We start from the raw sequence: 19114 nt of genomic DNA, 5'->3' as shown, positions 1-19114 counted from the left end.
TACAAGTAGTGTGCCAAGGTACAAATTATTTAAACAGATTATGTAACTTTACTCAAACGCCATTTTCAAAAAGAAGTATAAACTTTTAACATGCAGGTTTCTTAAATTATGATAACAGATTGTATTAGAACAAACTCTAAAAACCAAGACTTTAAAAGTTTGGTAAAGCATTTAGATGCGTACTTAAAAATTACCGATGGAGATGAACATGACTTTTATAATCAGTATAATAATATTGATGTTTTAAAACAAGTAATTGTTATTTATGATGCTAAAAAACCGATTGGTTGTGGCGCAATTAAAAAGTTTGATGACACTTCTGTTGAGGTAAAAAGAATGTTTGTTTCTGAAGAATGTAGAGGTAAAGGAGTTGCTCAAAAAATACTAACCGAACTAGAAATTTGGGCAAATGAATTGGGTTATAAAAAATGTGTTTTAGAAACCGGGAAAAGACAAATAGAAGCTGTACAGTTTTATAAAAAAAGCGGGTATAAAATTATCCCGAATTATGGCCAATACAAAGGTCTGGAGAATAGTATTTGTTTTGAAAAGACAATTTAAATGAATTATAGTTATTGGGAATATAAAGAATGGTTTTCTAACATTGATTTTACAATTGTTGGAAGCGGAATTGTAGGTTTAAATTGTGCCTTAGAACTTCAGAAGAAACATCCAAAAGCTAAAATTTTGATTCTTGAAAAAGGAATGTTACCACAAGGAGCAAGTACAAAAAATGCAGGTTTTGCTTGTTTTGGAAGTCTATCTGAAATTATTGACGATTTAAATTCGCACTCAGAACAAGAAGTTTATAATTTGGTTGAAAAGCGCTGGAATGGTTTACAATTACTTCGGAAGAATTTAGGAGATTCCAATATAGATTTTCAGCAGAATTTTGGATACGGATTATTTAATGACAAGCAATTTTTTGAAGAATGTTTGGCACAAAAAGAAAAAATAAACAAGCTACTTTTTCCTATTTTTAATGACGAAGTATTTTCAGTTTCCGATAATATTTTTAACTTTAAAAACACTTCGGATAATTATATTGTAAACAAATTTGAAGGTCAAATAAACACTGGTAAAATGGTTTCTGAATTAGTACATAAAATTCAAAAATTAGGAATTAAAATTTTAAACAATATTTCTGTTGATAGTTTTTCTGAAAGTGGAAATGTTGTTGCAATAAAAACCGATAAAATTACCTTTAAAACAAATAAACTATTTATTGCTACAAATGGTTTTGCCAACAAACTTTTAAAAGAAAATATACAACCTGCAAGAGCACAAGTTCTCATAACAAAACCAATTGAAAATTTATACATAAAAGGAACTTTTCATTTAGATAAAGGCTATTATTATTTTAGAAATATTGATAATAGAATTCTGTTTGGCGGTGGAAGAAATCTCGATTTTAAAACCGAAGAAACTACCGAATTTGGTGAAACAGAAATTATTCAAAATAAATTAGAAGAAATATTAAAAACTACAATTTTGCCAAACACAAATTTTGAAATTGAACACAGATGGAGCGGAATTATGGGTGTTGGAAATCAGAAAAACGCAATTGTAAAACAATTGTCTAATAATGTATTTTGTGGTGTTCGTTTAGGCGGAATGGGAATTGCAATTGGCTCTTTAGTTGGTAAAGAATTAGCAGAATTAATAGATTAATGTCATTTCGATCGCAGTAGAGAAATCTTATGGAAACAAAAGAAGAACTATATAAATTATGTAAAGAGTACGTAAATAAACGTTTACAAACCGTTGAAGATATAATTTCTTCTAACCAGAAAGCGTTGCAATCGGAAACCAAAAGTTCTGCTGGCGATAAGCATGAAACTGGGCGCGCAATGTTGCAATTAGAAATGGAAAAAGCAGGACAGCAATTGGCAGGAATTACCCAAATGAAAGAAGTTTTAGCAAGAATAGATGTTAAAAAAACCTCTAAAGTTGCACGTTTAGGAAGCTTAATTAGTACAGACAAAGCTAATTACTTTTTAAGCATTTCTGCCGGCAAGCTCACTGCATTTGGTAAAGATTACTTTGCTATTTCTGTGGTTTCTCCAATTGGAAAATTGTTGTTAGGAAAACAAATAAAAGATGAGGTGTTTTTTAATGGAAATAAATTTAAAATTGAGGAATTAAGTTAATATTTTGTATTTTTAAGGTTGTAAATAACTCTATAAATGCCAATTAATATTTTAAAAAATAATTTCCCTTTTAATTCTCAAGAATCAGATTTCCAGATTTTTAGGTTTGAAGATTTTTTAAAATCAGAAAGCACAGATTTTATTACTACAAATCATGTTATTGGTTTTTATACGTTGTTTTTTATATCTGAAGGTGTTGGAAAACATTCTATAGATTTTACAGATTATAATTACGAAAAAGGAACTATTCTCTCCGTTAGAAAAAACCAAATACATAAATTTTATTTAAATTCTAATACAAAAGGATTTATACTCTGTTTTAAAGAAGAGTTTTTAAATAGTTATCTAAATGAAAATGAGGTTGCAAATGCTATACAGATGTTTAATGAGTTGTTAGTGTCTCCCAAAACACAAACAAGAGAAAGAGAGTTTCATGGAGTTTTTCAATTAGTAACCGGAATTGAAAATGAAATTTTACATATAAATGATAAATATTCTCTAAAACTAATTAGAAGCCTTATTCATATTTTAATTACCCTTATTTATAGAATAAAGTCTGAAGGACATAATAAGGTTCAATTAAGTAAATATATTAAAGAATTTATAAGGTTTCAAAATCTACTTGAACAAGATTATTGTAAAACCAAAAAAGTTTTTGATTATGCTAGTAAGCTCGGTTTTTCAACAAAAAAATTAAACACAATTGTAAAATTTATTACAAATAAACCTGCTAAAGAGTTTATTGACCAAACAGTTATGGTGAAATTAAAAAGCCTTCTTTTACACTCAAGTTTATCTGTAAAGGAAATTGCTTTTAAAACAGGTTTTAATGATTCAACCAACCTTTATAAGTACTTTAAAAAACACAATAATACTACTCCAGAAGAATTTAGAAAGCTAAATAAAGATTAATTTTTCCCATTTTTACAGTTTAAAAGCATATTGTTACCTTTTTTAAATGTAAATCTGATATATATTTGCGGAAATAATATTTGATAAAAAAAATTTCCCCCACCCTTCTTTAACAGATATTTTAAATCATCTTAATTATTTAATTAAGATGATTTTTTTTTTATAATTTTAGTTGAATAAGATTTCCTTTTTCTACTTCAGAAGTATGATTTAAAAACACACTTTTTCCATTAAAATCTACTTCAATTAACCAATAAAACCCTTTAAAGTAAGCGTTTAAAACGGTTGCCTGTGCTGAACTTGATTCAGTACCTATAGATTCTACAATTTTAATTTGATGTGGATACAATAAAAGGGTTTCGCTGTTTATGGTAATTTCATTTACATCGTTGAACAAAGAAGCAATGTATTTACTTTTTGGGTTGTTGTAAATTGCTATTGGAGTATCGTTAGCAATTATTTTTTGATCTTGTATTACAATTAGTTTATCAGAAAAAGAGAGTGCATCATTTTCATCATGTGTTGCAATTATACAGGCAATATTTTTTTCTTTTAAAAAGGTAAATAAATTTCTTCTTAACGAGTTCTTTTTAAAATTATCTATTTGTCCAAAAGGTTCGTCTAGCAATAATACTTCGGGTTCTTTTGCTAATGCTCTTGCAATAGCAACACGTTGTTGTTGACCGCCACTTAGGTTTTTAACCTTTGTGTTTTCAAAAGGTTTCATTTCTATGACTTCTAACAATTCTTGCGTTCTTTTTTCGCTTTCTTCTGGATAAAAACGAGATAAGAATTTTTTAATATTTTCTGAAACTGAAGTGTATGGCATTAAATCGAAATCTTGTGCTACGTATTTAAAGTTTTCGAAACCTGGTACTAAGTTATGTTTTGGTCCTAAAACGGGTTCTTTGTTCCAAGAAATGTCTCCTTTTTCTAGGTCTAATAATCCGTAAATTATTTTTAAAAGTGTCGATTTTCCGCTTCCGCTTTCGCCCATTATACACAAATGTTCTCCTGCTTTTAGTTGAAAATTGATGTCTTTTAAAACATTTTTACTTTCTTTATAATTAAATGATATGTTGTTTACTTTTAGCACAAAACAAAAATAGGTTTTTATTGTTTTAATGGATATTAAATTAGTTGATAAATACGCCCGCGTTAGCGATTGTAATGGCATCCTTTTTTGAAGAATGAAAAAAAGATATAGTGGAAAGCGCGGCCTGAAAGGTAACGCCCAAATTTTGGCTACACTAAATGAAATAAAAAAACCGACACTTTCGTATCGGTTTTCTATGATATAATTTGTACAATTCTCCGTAAAGAGAATCATAACAAAAGACACTGCGTGTCTACCAGATTCTAACTCTTTCTTCTGGTTTTATGTACATTTTATCACCTTCTTTAACACCGAAAGCTTCATAGAAAGCATCTACGTTTTTTAGCGGCATATAAGCTCTGTATTGTCCTGGCGCGTGTGTGTTTGTCATAATTAAATTCTTAAGAGCTTCATCACGCATTTTAGTTCTCCAGATAGTTCCCCAAGAAAGGAAGAAACGTTGTTCTGGAGTATAACCATCTATATTTGCTGGTCTTCCTTCTTTTTCTAAGAAAATTTGTAAACCTTCATAAGCAGCTTGTACACCACCTAAATCTCCAATATTTTCTCCTAAAGTGAACTCACCATTTAAGTGCATGCTGTCTATTGCAACAATATCGCTGTATTGTTTTACTAATTGTTTACCAATTACTGCAAACTTTTCAGAATCTTGATCTGTCCACCAGTTTTTAAGGTTTCCGTCTCCGTCAAAACGCGCTCCAGAATCATCAAAACTATGCGAAATTTCGTGTCCAATTACTGCTCCAATTCCACCATAATTTACAGCTTCGTCTGCTTTATAATCATAAAATGGAGGTTGTAAAATTGCTGCTGGAAATACAATTTCGTTATTTACGGGATTAAAGTAAGCGTTTACAGTTTGTGGAGACATTCCCCATTCTGTTCTATCAACTGGCTTACCTAATTTAGCCATGTTTTTGTTGTAGTTCCACTTGGTAACGTTTTTAGCGTTTTCGAAATAAGTACCACCTTTTTCTAATCCTTTAACTTGTAAAGCTGCATAGTCTTTCCAAACATCTGGATAGGCAATTTTAACTGTTAATTTGTGTAATTTTTCTAATGCTTTTGTTTTCGTTTCTTCACTCATCCACTCTAAACCAGCAATACGCTTTTCGAAACCTAACATTACATTATCAATCATTTCTTCAGCTTTCTTTTTCGCCTCTGGCGGAAACATTTTGTCAACGTATAATTTACCTAAAGCTTCACCAACGGCACCGTTTAGGTTTCCTAAAGCACGCTCGTCTCTTGGACGTTGTTGTTTTGCTCCACGCATTTCTTTGCTGTAAAACTCCCAGTTTGCAGTTTCTAAATCGGTAGATAATACACCTAAAGAACCGTTAATTGTGTTCCAACGTAATAATAATTTAATATCTTCTACAGAACGAGAAGCTAAAACACCGCTTAAGGCTTTAAAGTATCCTAAATCTGTAACAATTATTTTGTCTAAATCTGTAACACCAATTCCTTTTAAGTGCGCATCCCAATCAATACCAGGAGATAATTTAGACAACTCTGCAACCGACATTGGGTTGTACATTTTACGAGTATCTCTACGCTCTTCTTTTGTCATCTGAGGTTCTGCTAAGCTTTTTTCGAAAGCAACAATTGTTGCTGCGTTCTTTTTAGCAGTAGCTTCATCATCTCCAAAAGTTACGAACATCTTAGCTACAAACTCTTGATATTTAGCTAATTTGTCTGCTACTTTAGCATCTACGTAATAATCACGAGACAAACCTAAACCGCCAGCACCCATATAACCTGCATATTGGCTACTGTTTTTTAAATCGTTATAAACACCAAAACCGTAAAAACCTCCACCACCGTAAGGCGCCATGTTTGTTATGTATGTTTCAACATCTTTCTTTGTTTTAATTTCATCAATTTTAGCTAAAAACGGCTTTATTGGCTCAATACCTTGCTCGTTTCTTGCAACAGTATCCATTATAGTTTCATAATAGTTTACTGCTTTTTCTTGATCTGAATCTATTTCATTTCCGTTTGCATCTTTTACCTTCGGAAAATCTCTTTGTTCAATTGCTTCGTTTAAAATGTCCAAAACATCAGCATCGGTTTTTTTACGTAATTCTCCAAAACCTCCCCAAGAAGTTCTGTCTGCTGGAATTTCAGTTTTGTCTAACCAAGTTCCGTTTACATATCTAAAGAAATCATCTGTTGGTTTTACAGAAGTATCCATGTTTTCAAGGATAATACCTGCCGATTTTTCTTCGGATTGATCTGATTTACAAGCAATCATTCCTGCTGCAATTGCAGAAACAAAAAGTGCTTTTTTAATTATTTTCATTGTGTTTAATTTAGATTGATTTAAGTATTAGTGTCTTAAATTTTAATATGTTACAGTTTTTAACGCTAAAACTTTAACTTTTAAAAGGATGATGTTAAAAACATAGTTTTTCAAAGATAAGGAATTAATAAAAAACATTGATTTATAATGGTTTTATGAACTAATTTCAGAATATAAGTGAAGGTCTTTTAAATAGCGTAGTTTTGTAGTAGAATTAATTTATATGAAAGATTACATAATTATAGGAGCTGGTCAATCTGGTTTAGCAATTGCTTATTACCTTAATAAACACAAGGAAAATTATGTAATAGTTGATGCGAATGCTGAAATTGGGGCTCCTTGGTTAAAAAGATGGGATTCTTTAAAACTATTTACACCTTCTGAGTTTAATAGTTTACCCGGATTTAAATTTCCTCATAAAAAAGGACATTATGCAAACAAGTTTGAAGTTGCTACTTATTTAAAAAAGTATGTTGCTAAGTTTAATATTCCAATTGAATTTAATCAGAAAATAATAGCACTTAAAAAAGAGAATGGTGTTTTTACATTAAAAAGTGAAACCCAAAATTTTGAAGCAAAAAATGTAATTATTGCAACAGGTCCTTTTCATAAACCATTTACTCCAAGTTGTCACACAAAGATTTCAAAAGATATTTTTCAAATACATAGTGAGCATTATAAAAGTCCAAATCAATTGCAAGAAGGAGCAACTTTAGTTGTTGGTGCAGGAGATTCTGGAGTTCAGATTTTAGAAGAAGTTTCTAAAACTAACAAACCTGTTTACTTTTCTGGAAACACTAATATTACTTCACTTCCGCAGGAAATATTAGGAAAAACGTTGTGGTGGTGGTTTAGTAAAGTTGGTTTTTTAACTGCTAATAAATATTCTTGGATTGGTAAAAAACTAAGTAAAAGTGGACAACCCGTTATTGGAACGGATGTAAAAACGTTGTTTAAAAAGAAAAATGTTACCTGCGTTGGTAGAACATTAGATGCAAATGAACAAACCATAATTTTTGAAAAGCAAAAAGTAAACGATATTAAAAATATTGTTTGGGCAACAGGCTTTAAACCAAATTTTAATTGGATTGAAGGTATTGAATTAGATGAAAGCTACTATCCAAAAAATTACAGAGGCGTAAGCGAAAACCTTGACGGATTGTACTTTTTAGGACTTCCGTGGTTGTACACAAGAGGTTCTGCAACTTTAGGCGGAGTTAAAAAAGATGCCAAATATTTGAAGAAGTATATTTTTAAAAAAGCAGAAAAGAAGTAATTAGATTCTTACAAATAAAAAAAGCCAGCTATAAATTAGCTGGCTTTCTTGTTTATTCTAAGTGGTAAAAATTAAGATTTAATTTTAGCCTTCGGCGGATTTGGTAATTGGTCAAATCCCATATTAAATAATGTAAATCCGAATATATCTGAATACTGCTCAATGGTTTTTGCAACTGGAGTTCCAGCTCCATGACCAGCATTGGTTTCAATTCTTATTAATGTAGGATTATCTCCTGTCTGTTTGTCTTGCAATTCTGCAGCAAATTTAAAACTATGCGCTGGTACAACTCTATCATCATGATCTCCCGTTGTTACCATTGTTGCAGGATACGAAACACCTTCTTTTACATTATGTACTGGCGAATATCCTTTTAAATATTCAAACATTTCTTTGCTTTGTTCTGCTGTTCCGTAATCGTACGCCCAACCTGCTCCTGCAGTAAATGTGTGGTAACGTAACATATCTAAAACTCCAACGGCTGGTAAAGCAACTTTCATTAAGTCTGGCCTTTGTGTCATTGTTGCTCCAACTAATAAACCTCCGTTAGAACCTCCACGAACAGCTAAATAATCTGATGAAGTATAGTTTTCAGCAATTAAATATTCTGCAGCAGCAATAAAATCATCAAAAACATTTTGTTTCTTCATTTGTGTACCTGCATCGTGCCATTTTTTACCATATTCTCCACCACCACGTAAGTTTGGTACAGCGTAAACTCCGCCTTGTTCCATCCAAACTGAATTTGCAATGCTAAAACTTGGTGTTAAGCTAACATTGAAACCTCCATAACCATATAAAATAGTTGGGTTTTTTCCGTTTAACTCAATTCCTTTTTTATGTGTAATAATCATTGGAACTTTTGTTCCGTCTTTTGATGTATAAAAAACTTGGTTGCTTTCATAATCATCAGAATTAAAATCTATTGAAGGTTTCCAGTAAGATTCATACGTTCCGTCTTTTGGATTAAATTTATAAGATGAGTTTGGGGTATTGTAGTTTGTAAAAGAAAAATACAATTCTTTTGCTTCTTTTTTTCCTCCAAAACCACCAGAAGAACCAACTCCAGGTAATTTTACTTCTCTTACTAATTTCCCGTCATAATCATATTGTAACACTTTAGAAACTGCATTAACCATATATTCTGCAAAGAAATAACCAGCACCAGAATTTAAACTTAAAACATTTTCTGTTTCAGGAATAAAATCTTTCCAATTTTCTGGAGTTGGATTTGTAATATCTACTGTTACAACTTTTTTATTAGGAGCATCTAAGTTGGTTACTAAATATACTTTATTACCAATAATATCAATTGGATATGTATCGCTATTAGTATGGTCTAAAACAGTTACTAACGGGCTATTTGGTTTTCTAAGATCTTTAAAGAATAACTTATTTCCTGAAGTTGAAACACTTGCTGTAATAATAAGAAAGTTATTGTCTTCTGAAACGCCACCACCAACATATCTATGTTTTTCTGATGGAATAGCTCCAAAAATAACAGGATCGTTTTTTTGTAATGTCCCTAATTTATGATAGTATAATTTGTGTTGATCTGTTTTTGCAGATAACTCGCTTCCTTTAGGTTTGTCGTAACTTGAGTAATAAAAACCTTCGTTTTTGTACCAAGAAATTCCTGAGAATTTAACATCAACTAACGTATCTTCTTTTATGGTTTTAGATTCAGCATCTAAAACTATAATTTTACGCCAATCAGAACCACCTTCAGAAATTGCATACGCAGCGGTTTTTCCGTCTTTAGAAAAACTTAACGAACTTAAAGAAGTTGTTCCGTCTTCAGAAAATTTGTTTGGATCTAAAAACACTTCTGGTTCTCCACCATCTTTTTGTCTGTAAACTACATATTGATTTTGTAAACCATCATTTTTATAAAAGTAGGTGTAACCTCCTTCTTTAAATGGCGTTCCAACTTTTTCGTAATTCCATAATTCAGACAAACGGTTTTTAAGTTGTTCTCTGTATGGAATCTTGCTTAAATAATCGAAAGTAACTTCGTTCTCAGCTTTTACCCATTCTTCTGTTTCTTTACTTCTATCGTCTTCTAACCAACGGTAATTGTCTGTAACCGCTGTTCCGAATAATGTATCTACAACAGCTTTTTTGGCAGTTTCTGGGTAATTCACTTCTATATTTCTTTGTTTAATTTCTTCTTTACAAGAGATAAAAATTGCACTTGCACATAAGATTGGAATGATTAATTTCTTCATTTTGATTGAATTAGTGATTGTTCAAAGTTAGTTGAAAAAGCCTTAAAACCCTATATTTTAAGAGGAATTTAACACTATGTAATGTTTCCTAAATAAAACGACTATTTTTGTGAAAATGTTTCTACTAATTTGGAAACACTTAAATTTAAAAAAATGACAGAAAATTTAACAAAAGCTACTTTTTTAGAAAAAGTATTTAATTACGAAGAAAATAAAACATGGAAATTTGAAGGAGACAAACCAGTCTTAATCGATTTTTATGCAGATTGGTGTGGACCATGTAAAGCATTAGCGCCAGTTTTAGAAGTGCTTTCTGAAGAATACGGAGATAAAATACACATTTATAAAATAGATACTGAAGCAGAACAAGAATTGGCTGCTGCATTTGGAATTAGAAGTATTCCATCAATGTTATTTTGCCCAATGGAAGGTGAACCTCAAATGGCAAATGGTGCGTTACCAAAACCAGAATTGGAGCGAATTATTGCCGATGTTTTAAAAGTGACAAAATAAAACAAATCATTTTTTTGTCAAGCTGAACTTGTTTCAGCTTCTAATAAATATTTTGGTATTAAAGCTAAGGAATAAATCAAAATTATAAAACGAAAAAATCCCGAGACATTATCTCGGGATTTTTGTTTTATAAAAATTTACCTGAAAGTAATTATATCAAATTATTTGCAACTAAATATTCTGCAATTTGTACTGTATTTGTTGCTGCACCTTTTCTAAGATTGTCAGAAACAATCCATAAGTTTAAGGTGTTTTCTTGAGACTCATCTCTTCTAATTCTTCCCACAAAAACTTCATCTTTATCATGAGCGTTTATTGGCATTGGATATACATTATTTGCTAAATCATCCTGAACAACAACTCCTGGGAAATCATTTAAAAGTTGACGAACTTCAGCTACATCAAAATCATTTTCAAACTGCACATTTACCGCTTCAGAATGTCCACCAGCAGTTGGTATTCTAACCGCAGTTGCAGTTACAGAAAAAGAATCGTCACGTAAAATTTTCTTAGGTTCTTTAACCAATTTCATTTCTTCTTTTGTATATCCGTTTTCTAAGAAAATATCACAATGAGGTAAAGCATTTCTTCCAATTTTATGCGGATACGCCATTTCGCCATCAATACCAGCTTCTTCGTTATCTAATTGTTTTACAGCTTTTACACCAGTTCCGGAAACCGATTGATAGGTAGAAATTACCAAACGTTTCATTTTATATTTATCATGTAAAGGAGATAAAGCCATTACTAACTGAATTGTAGAACAGTTTGGATTTGCAATAATTTTATCTTCAGCAGTTAAAACATCTCCATTAATTTCTGGGACTACTAACTTTTTTGTCGGATCCATTCTCCAAGCAGAAGAATTATCGATAACAGTTGTACCAACTTCAGCAAATTTTGGTGCCCATTCTAAAGAAGTATCTCCACCTGCAGAAAATAATGCTACATCTGGTTTCATTTTTACAGCATCTTCTAAAGTTACAACGGTATAATCGTTTCCTTTATATGCTAATTTTTTACCAGCAGATCTTGCCGATGCAACCGGAATTAATTCTGTTATTGGTAAATTACGTTCTTCTAAAACTTGTAACATTACGGTTCCTACCATTCCTGTTGCTCCTACTACAGCTACTCTCATACTTATTTTTTTGATAAATAAATTATTTACTAAGACTACGCAAAGGTTTAAAAAAAATGAATTAATTTCATTCTATTTTATTGAAAATTTCAGTTAAAGTGTAAGAAATATCAAATTTGCTGTAAAAGTGTAATTTTAAACATCAAAATTCAAAAAAGCAGTATATTTGCAGTGATTTTTAGATAAATCGCAACATTTTTGTATAACTTTAAAAAGTATAGCATGCAACTGTACAACAAGTTAAGCGCAATAGAACGTGCTGAATTAATAGACCAAGCGGGTAAAGACCGTCTTACCATTTCATTCTATCAATATTACAAGATAGAAAATCCACAATTATTAAGAGATAAGTTGTTCCTAGAATGGAATGCTTTAGATGTTTTAGGAAGAATTTATGTTTCTTTTGAAGGAATAAATGCTCAACTTTCTGTTCCTTCTGAAAATTTCCTAGCGTTAAAAGAACAATTAGATAGTATTTCTTTTTTGAAAGATATCCGATTGAATGTTGCCGTAGAGCAAGACAACAAATCGTTTTTAAAGTTGAAGGTAAAAGTGCGTAATAAAATTGTTGCCGATGGTTTAAATGATGATACTTTTGATGTAACCGCAAAAGGAGTTCATTTAAATGCTGCGGAATTCAACGAAATGTTGGCAAATCCAAACACGGTTTGTGTAGATATGCGTAACCATTACGAAAGTGAAATTGGTCATTTTGATGGTGCAGTAACTCCAGACGTAGATACGTTTAGAGATTCTTTAGATATTATTGAAGAAGATTTAAAAGACAATAAAGAAGATAAAAATTTATTGATGTATTGTACAGGCGGAATTCGTTGCGAAAAAGCTTCAGCATATTATAAACACAAAGGTTTTAAAAACGTTTTTCAATTGGAAGGCGGAATTATAGAATATACACGACAAGTAAAAGAAGACGGATTAGAAAATAAATTTATTGGTAAAAACTTTGTTTTTGATCACCGAAGAGCAGAACGTATTACAGACGATGTTATTTCTAATTGTCACCAATGTGGTAAAGCTTGTGATGAGCATACAAACTGTGCAAACGAAGCGTGTCATTTATTATTTATTCAATGTGACGAATGTTCAGAAGCTATGGAAAACACCTGTTCTACAGATTGTCAAGAAATAATTCAGCTATCTTTTGAGGCCCAAAAAGAACTCCGAAAAGGAAAAGGAAACAGCAATAAAATATTCAAAAAAGGACGAAGCGAAGTTTTGAAATTTAAGAAGTAAAAACGTTCTAAATTTGTTTTAGAACCTCAAATTATAAATAAAAAAAAGCTCACAATTTGTGAGCTTTTTTTTATTTAATTTTTTTCAATATTGATAACACTTCCTTAGGTTCAGCTCTTTTAGTATAATCTGCATCTAAAAAAGCATATTTAATAATTCCATTTATATCAATAACATACGTTGCAGCTAAAGGCAACTCATTACTAGTATCACCATTTACATTGTTTAGCCCAAAACCAGCATTGTAAATAGTAGCAACATCATCGGTTAAAGAATAAACGACACCATATTTTTTACCAATAGTGTTTCCTAAATCACTTAAAACGATAAATTCAAGGTTGTTTTTTTCTGAAGTACTTAACGAGTTATCTGGTAATTCTGGAGTTAAAGCCAAAAGCGTAGCTCCTTCTTGTTTAAATTCAGGTAATTTTTCTTGTAAGGCGTGTAATGTAATGTTGCAATATGGACACCAACCACCTCTGTACCAAGTTAAAACTACAGGTCCGTTTTTTAACTCGTCATATAAAGTAACGGACTCATTTAAAGCATTTTTTAAAGTGAAATTGTGCGCTTTGTCACCAACTTTTAAAGCCGACTCTAAAACTCCAGAGTTTGCTACACTAGAAATTCCATCTGCATATATTTGTTTCTTTTCGTCTGTGAATTTTGCTGCTCCTGCTTTTCGAACTTCATCTAACAATACATCTAATTCTCCTTTATTATTTGAACTCATATCTTTCTTTTCTTTTGAAAAATTATAAAACTAAACGGCTTGTTGTTCAGCAATTAACTCTGTTAATACTTGTTTAAAAGTATCTACAGGTTGTGCTCCTGTTACTGCACTTTTACGATTAAAAACAATAGTTGGTACAGAGTTTACACCCATGTTTTTCCAATAGTTTTGTTTATTTCTTACTTCCAATCGCGTTTCATCGTTATCTAATTTTGCCAATGCTTCATCTGCATTTAAACCAACTCCTAAAAGGGCTTCTTTTAAAATGTCTTTTTTAGACACGTCTTTTCTATCGCTAAAAAAGGCTTTAGTTAAAGTCATTTTTAATTCGGTTTGTTTGCCAAAATTTTTAGCGTATTCTAATAAAACATGCGCATCAAAGGTGTTTACCATGCGCATCTCGTCAAAATAATCGAATTTAAAACCTAATTCTGTACCAATTTCTGTCATATTGCGCTTAGATTCATTTTGCTGCTCTTTAGTAGAACCGTATTTTTCTGTAATATGCTCGTTTACATTTTGACCTTCGGCTGGCATATTTGGGTTCAACTCAAACGGTTGCCATTCAATGTCAATTTTATCTACGATACCCAATTCTTGTATTGCTTTTTCTAAACGTTTGTAGCCAATGGTACACCAAGGACACACAACGTCTGAAACGATATCTATTTTTAATTTATTTGCCATTATTAAAATGTTATTAGTTCACTAATTTGAAGTACGCCTTGTACATTACTATAGTTTTTTACATCAGCAGCAAAGGTTTCTGCATGAGGTCCAAAAGATTGTTGAAAAGCTTCTACACTATCAAATTTTAAATGTGCAATAGCTACGTAAGGAGCAAGTTACCCTGGAACTCTGCTAGCAATTCCTAGGTCTAATTCTAAACTTTTTAATGCACTACCAACTAATTTTGATACCATTGGTAAGTGCGTGTTTTTATAATAATCTGCATCAAACTGTACATCTTTACTGTTAGGATACATTACGGATACTTTTATCATGATTTATTTTTCACTAAAGTTTTTAATTTGAATATAGAAAGAGTAGAAAGGATTATTGCTATTATTACAAGTAAATAATCTGGTTTTTGTCTAGCAAAAAACTCCATTGTTAAACCACCAATCATTGTTGATAATAATAAAAAGTAAGCAATTTTTCCTATATTTTTCTTGTTATTAATGGTGTAAAATATAAGAAGTAGCGCAATTAAAAGCTCAACTATTCCCGTAAATATTCTAAACATATTTGGATCTAAAGGCACTAAAGATTTAAATTGCTCAAATCCTTTTACACTTTTTTCTACTCCTAAAAGTTTTGGTATTGCAAATAAAAGCATAAGCAATGCTGCTATTAAATTACTGGTTATTTTTAAAATTTTTACTTTATGCATTTTTTTAGTTGGTTTAATAAACCCTCCATTACTATTGGAAGGTTTATGATTGATAATCTAAATTCATTTTAGATTTTAAGATGCTGTATTTTCTTTTGACCAAGCAAATTTTTGAAAAGCTTCGTCTACAGGTGTATTTGCAATGTGGTTTGTGTAGTTACTAATTGTTTTTTGAGATAATCCCAAAATGATATCTAAAACGTGTTTTTCTTCGTATCCAGCTGCGTAAAAAGCATCTAAATCTGCCTGAGAAACATTACCACGATTTCTAACAATAGATAATGTCATTGTGCGTAAAGCTTCAAGTTTAGCGTTTTCTAAAGGAGTTTCATTACGTAAAGCCTCTGTAATACCTGCATCTACTTTCATCATATGTGCAATTCCTGTATGTGCAGGAACACAGTAGTGACAAGCATGTTCAACATTAATTGTTTGCCAAACTACCGTTAATTCTTCCTCATCAAATGAAGATTGCGTGAATAACTCGTGTATTGTTTGATATGCTTTTAATATTTGAGGTGAACTTGCTAAAACACCGTGTAAACCAGGAATCATTCCGTATGCTTTTTGAGAGTTTTCTAATAATGCTTTGCTTCCTTCAGGAGCAGTTTCAATGTTGTGAATTTTTAAAGTTGTCATAATTCTTGTTTTTATTATTCTGTTAATATTTCTAAACGTTCGTTTAGTTATTGTGTAAAAAAAATGTTTATAAATTTTTGAAGACCATTTCTATGTAATCTTCAATTTCTTTTTTTGTATTTACTCTTGCGGCAGCAGCTAAACCATGCTTTGCTAATAATAAATAATTAGCTTGTTTTGTTATCGTTTCTTCGTTTTTAGAAGCGTCCATTTCTAGTTTTTCAATAATTATGGTTTTTAAATTGTCCATAAAACTATTCATTTGATTAGCAATGCATTCATCTTCTTTTTCAGAAAACTCATTGTATGTGTTTGTAACAAAACAACCTTTTATGTTGTCGCTTTTAAAATTTGAACTTACAGAATCATAAAAGAATTGTTTAATGTCAGCAACTCCATTAGTACCTTTTCTAAATTTTTCTAAAACACCAAGACCTCTAGATTTATATTGTTTTAAACTTTCTAAAAACAAACCATGTTTATTACCAAAACTAGCATAAATAGAAAACTTATTTATGCCCATTTCTTTTTCAAGCATTTGCATAGAAGTAGCTTCATAACCATTTTTCCAAAAAAGGTGCATTGCTTTTTCTACTACTTCGTCTTCGTTATATTGTTTTTTTCTAGCCATTAAATCTAAATACGATGCAAAACTAAACAATCGTTTAGTATTAAAAAAATGTTTAACTCTTTTTTTTTGGAATAAAAATTGTGGAGTAACTTGAAACCAAAAAACTACTTTATGAAAAAAACTACATTAGTATTCGCTTTACTGATTTCAATTTCAACATTTGCTCAATTTACTGTTTCCGACGGAATAAACACAGGTAAACAAGTAGATAAAGACTCAAAATCTACAAATTATGCGCTCGAAAAACAATGGATTCAAACCGCAGAATTAGAACTTATTTTACCTTCTGAAATTAAATATAAACAAAGTGAGCTTGACAATAAACTTTCTTTCGGTGCTTTATATACCATAAATTATCCGCTATTTAAGAAGTTTACTTTAGGAGCTGTTGGTGGTTTTCAATATCAATCTCAACAATCAATTTCTGCCGTTAAACTTGGTGGAATGTTTCGTTATTATTTTCAAGATTATGAAAATGCAAACATGTATGCTTTGCTTGCAAAAAATATTGCTGTTTCAGAAAAAATAAACTCCGCAATGGCAAATCTTAGGTTAGGACTCCAATTTCCAATTGATAAAGACCCAAATTATACCTTAACAATGAATATTTTTTGGGATTATAATTATTACGATTTTAAGAAACCGTTGTTAGATTTAAATGAAAACCCAGGGAGTTTAACCGCAAGAGGTTATGGTATAAGTTTTGGATTTCAGTTTTAAGAAGATTTTCTACGAATTCTAAATAAATGCCTTCAAATTCTAAAAGAATACAACTCCTTAAAAACTTACTGATTACCTTTGATTTATAATAAAAATTGAAAGAAACCAGAAGAACTTTTTAAACCTATTTTTTCATTGTTTGAGAATGCGTATATTTACTGATTAAAGAAAAACTGCACTTTTTTTGTAGTATTCTAAAAATCAAATAATTAATACAAAGAGTTTTTATTTTTTCTTCGGAAGAAAACCAAAGACCTCAAAATATATAGATACATGGCGTGTGGAAATTGTGGTACAACCGAAAACGGTGTACCAAAAGGATGTAAAAGTAATGGTAATTGCGGAACAGGTGGTGCTTGCGGAAGCGGAAGTAAATTAGCTGTTTTTGATTGGTTATCTAACATGACTTTGCCAACTGGCGAAGCTCCTTTTAATATTTATGAAGTCCGTTTTAAAAACGGAAGAAAACACTTTTTTAAGAACACAGAAAACTTAACCCTCTCAATGGGAGATGTTGTTGCAACAGAAGGTTCTCCAGGACATGATATTGGAGTTATTTCTCTTGGTGGTGAGTTGGTAAAAGTGCAAATGAAAAAACGTAATGTTAAAGCAGACAGCGAAGACGTTAAGAAAATTTTCAGAAAAGCTTCTCAAAGAGATTTAGATATTTGGAAAACAGCAAGAGATAAAGAGCTGGAAACACAACGAAAAGGAAGAGAAATCATTAGTCGTTTAGAATTAAAAATGAAGCTTTCTGATGTTGAATATCAAGGAGACGGTAAAAAAGCAACATTCTATTACACAGCAGATGAACGTGTAGATTTTAGGCAGTTAATTAGAGATTTAGCAGGTACGTTTTCTATTCGTGTAGAAATGAAACAAGTTGGTATGCGCCAAGAAGCAGCACGTTTAGGCGGTATTGGTTCTTGTGGTAGAGAATTGTGTTGTTCAACTTGGTTAACAGATTTTAGAAAAGTAAATACAGCGGCAGCTCGTTACCAACAATTATCGTTAAATCCGTTAAAATTATCAGGACAATGTGGTAAACTTAAATGCTGTTTAAATTTTGAATTAGATACGTATTTAGACGCATTAAAACATTTTCCGAAGCAAGATAAAATACTGAAAACAGAAAAAGGAGATGCCGTTTTTGTAAAGATGGATATTTTTGGAAGTTGGCTTTGGTACACTTATAAAGATGACAGTTTTAAATGGTATAAATTATCATTAGAACAGGTTAATGAAATTATAGCATTAAACAACAATAAGGAAAAAGGACTACCGTTAGAAGAATACGAATCTGATATAGCTGTAACACCAAAAGTAGATTTTGAAAATGTTGTTGGTCAAGATAGTTTAACACGTTTTGATGCGCCAAAAAAATCGCGTAATAATAAAAAGAGGCGTAATAATCGTAACAAGCGTAAACCAGCTACGGCTAAGGCAAATAATAATCAAAATAAGCCAAAGCAAAATCCGCCTCAAAAGAGGCAGCCTCAAAAGCAACAACCTAAGAAACAACAACCAAAGGCAGAAGCTACAGGTCAAAAACCTCGTAGGAAAAATAACAATCGACGCAAAAAAACAGGGAATAAAAATGGTCAAGACAAGCCAAAAGAATAAGCTAATTACAGTTCTTTTTGCTGTAATACTGTTGGTTTCTTGCGATTCCAAAAGAGTTTTTGATAACTATCTTTCTGTACCAAGTGGAATTTGGGAAATTGATAGTACGTTAGTTTTCAATTTTTCTGTTGAAGATACTTTGGCACGTAGAAATTTATTTATCAACCTAAGAAACAATAACGATTATCCATTTAGCAATTTATTCTTAGTAACAAAATTAAAGTTACCTTCTGGAGAGCAAATTGTAGATACTTTAGAGTATGAAATGGCAGATGTAACAGGAAAGTTTTTGGGCGAAGGTTTTTCAGAAATAAAAGAAAATAAACTTTTTTACAAAGAAAGCATAACATTTCCTTCTTCTGGAGAATATAGTTTATCAATAGCGCAAGCAATGCGAAAAAATGGTGATGCTGAAGGTATAGCACCGCTTGAAGGAATTACAGATGTAGGATTTAGAATTGAAAAAATTGAACAGTAAA

The 19114-nt window shown here is 31.1% G+C and carries 19 protein-coding genes and 1 pseudogene; 10 read left to right on the top strand and 10 right to left on the bottom strand.

The window, feature by feature from the left end:
- The first annotated feature begins 108 nt into the window (after window positions 1-108).
- The 4 genes from LPB136_RS10640 to LPB136_RS10625 are packed head-to-tail and all read left to right on the top strand — an operon-like array spanning window position 109 to window position 3062.
- Window positions 109-561, top strand: coding sequence for a GNAT family N-acetyltransferase (locus LPB136_RS10640; protein WP_072556308.1), 453 nt, complete (start codon window positions 109-111; stop codon window positions 559-561).
- Window positions 562-1671 (top strand): NAD(P)/FAD-dependent oxidoreductase, encoded by a 1110-nt coding sequence (locus LPB136_RS10635; RefSeq protein ID WP_072556307.1) that lies wholly within the window; start codon window positions 562-564, stop codon window positions 1669-1671. It abuts the gene before it with no gap.
- Between the two features lie 29 nt (window positions 1672-1700).
- A complete protein-coding gene (locus LPB136_RS10630) occupies window positions 1701-2150 on the top strand; it encodes a 3-oxoacyl-ACP synthase (RefSeq protein ID WP_072556306.1) in 450 nt (149 codons plus the stop codon).
- 36 nt (window positions 2151-2186) lie between these two features.
- On the top strand, window positions 2187-3062 hold the full coding sequence (locus LPB136_RS10625) for a helix-turn-helix domain-containing protein (protein WP_072556305.1): 876 nt from the start codon (window positions 2187-2189) through the stop codon (window positions 3060-3062).
- Window positions 3063-3222: 160 nt separating this feature from the next.
- On the opposite strand, the gene LPB136_RS10620 is transcribed toward LPB136_RS10625, so the two are convergent.
- Together LPB136_RS10620 and LPB136_RS10615 are read right to left on the bottom strand one after the other, a co-directional pair.
- A complete protein-coding gene (locus tag LPB136_RS10620) occupies window positions 3223-4158 on the bottom strand; it encodes an ABC transporter ATP-binding protein (RefSeq protein ID WP_072556304.1) in 936 nt (311 codons plus the stop codon).
- 253 nt (window positions 4159-4411) lie between these two features.
- Complete coding sequence (locus LPB136_RS10615; protein WP_072556303.1) at window positions 4412-6484, bottom strand: M13 family metallopeptidase; 2073 nt, start codon at window positions 6482-6484, stop codon at window positions 4412-4414.
- Between the two features lie 223 nt (window positions 6485-6707).
- On the opposite strand from LPB136_RS10615, the gene LPB136_RS10610 reads away from it, so the two are divergent.
- Complete coding sequence (locus LPB136_RS10610; protein ID WP_072556302.1) at window positions 6708-7760, top strand: flavin-containing monooxygenase; 1053 nt, start codon at window positions 6708-6710, stop codon at window positions 7758-7760.
- A 71-nt stretch (window positions 7761-7831) separates the two neighbouring features.
- Here the strand turns inward: LPB136_RS10610 and LPB136_RS10605 are convergent, their stop codons facing one another.
- Entirely contained in the window at window positions 7832-9988 is a 2157-nt protein-coding gene (locus LPB136_RS10605) for a prolyl oligopeptidase family serine peptidase (protein WP_072556301.1), read from the bottom strand.
- Between the two features lie 153 nt (window positions 9989-10141).
- Here LPB136_RS10605 and trxA point away from each other — a divergent pair, with 153 nt between their 5' ends.
- Window positions 10142-10501 (top strand): thioredoxin, encoded by a 360-nt coding sequence (gene trxA, locus LPB136_RS10600; RefSeq protein WP_072556971.1) that lies wholly within the window; start codon window positions 10142-10144, stop codon window positions 10499-10501.
- Window positions 10502-10652: 151 nt separating this feature from the next.
- Here the strand turns inward: trxA and LPB136_RS10595 are convergent, their stop codons facing one another.
- On the bottom strand, window positions 10653-11642 hold the full coding sequence (locus LPB136_RS10595) for an aspartate-semialdehyde dehydrogenase (protein ID WP_072556300.1): 990 nt from the start codon (window positions 11640-11642) through the stop codon (window positions 10653-10655).
- Window positions 11643-11864: 222 nt separating this feature from the next.
- On the opposite strand from LPB136_RS10595, the gene trhO reads away from it, so the two are divergent.
- Entirely contained in the window at window positions 11865-12896 is a 1032-nt protein-coding gene (trhO, locus tag LPB136_RS10590; RefSeq protein ID WP_072556299.1) for an oxygen-dependent tRNA uridine(34) hydroxylase TrhO, read from the top strand.
- Between the two features lie 70 nt (window positions 12897-12966).
- On the opposite strand, the gene LPB136_RS10585 is transcribed toward trhO, so the two are convergent.
- From LPB136_RS10585 to LPB136_RS10560, 6 genes and pseudogenes are all read right to left on the bottom strand, one after another.
- A complete protein-coding gene (locus LPB136_RS10585; RefSeq protein WP_072556298.1) occupies window positions 12967-13629 on the bottom strand; it encodes a peroxiredoxin-like family protein in 663 nt (220 codons plus the stop codon).
- Window positions 13630-13659: 30 nt separating this feature from the next.
- On the bottom strand, window positions 13660-14316 hold the full coding sequence (locus LPB136_RS10580; RefSeq protein WP_072556297.1) for a DsbA family oxidoreductase: 657 nt from the start codon (window positions 14314-14316) through the stop codon (window positions 13660-13662).
- Between the two features lie 2 nt (window positions 14317-14318).
- Window positions 14319-14615 (bottom strand): annotated as a pseudogene (locus LPB136_RS10575) (EthD family reductase).
- 14 nt (window positions 14616-14629) lie between these two features.
- Window positions 14630-15022, bottom strand: coding sequence for a DoxX family protein (locus tag LPB136_RS10570; protein ID WP_072556296.1), 393 nt, complete (start codon window positions 15020-15022; stop codon window positions 14630-14632).
- 75 nt (window positions 15023-15097) lie between these two features.
- Entirely contained in the window at window positions 15098-15661 is a 564-nt protein-coding gene (locus LPB136_RS10565; RefSeq protein ID WP_072556295.1) for a carboxymuconolactone decarboxylase family protein, read from the bottom strand.
- A gap of 67 nt (window positions 15662-15728) precedes the next feature.
- Complete coding sequence (locus tag LPB136_RS10560) at window positions 15729-16292, bottom strand: TetR/AcrR family transcriptional regulator (protein ID WP_072556294.1); 564 nt, start codon at window positions 16290-16292, stop codon at window positions 15729-15731.
- A gap of 111 nt (window positions 16293-16403) precedes the next feature.
- Between LPB136_RS10560 and LPB136_RS10555 the strand changes: the two genes are divergently transcribed.
- From LPB136_RS10555 to LPB136_RS10545, 3 genes are all read left to right on the top strand, one after another.
- On the top strand, window positions 16404-17012 hold the full coding sequence (locus tag LPB136_RS10555; protein WP_158009631.1) for a hypothetical protein: 609 nt from the start codon (window positions 16404-16406) through the stop codon (window positions 17010-17012).
- Between the two features lie 273 nt (window positions 17013-17285).
- Window positions 17286-18635, top strand: a complete 1350-nt coding sequence (locus LPB136_RS10550; RefSeq protein WP_072556292.1) for a PSP1 domain-containing protein — start codon at window positions 17286-17288, stop codon at window positions 18633-18635.
- Window positions 18610-19113 carry a gliding motility lipoprotein GldH gene (locus LPB136_RS10545; protein WP_072556291.1) on the top strand — a complete coding sequence of 168 codons (504 nt, stop codon included), beginning with the start codon at window positions 18610-18612 and terminating at the stop codon, window positions 19111-19113. Before LPB136_RS10550 ends, LPB136_RS10545 begins: the two co-directional genes overlap by 26 nt.
- Window position 19114: the final 1 nt, after the last annotated feature.

The sequence above is a fragment of the Tenacibaculum todarodis genome, assembly GCF_001889045.1.
GTDB classification, from domain to species: domain Bacteria; phylum Bacteroidota; class Bacteroidia; order Flavobacteriales; family Flavobacteriaceae; genus Polaribacter; species Polaribacter todarodis.
The sequence above is the reverse complement of the archived record's forward strand: the minus strand, read 5'-3'. Positions and strand labels throughout refer to the sequence as shown.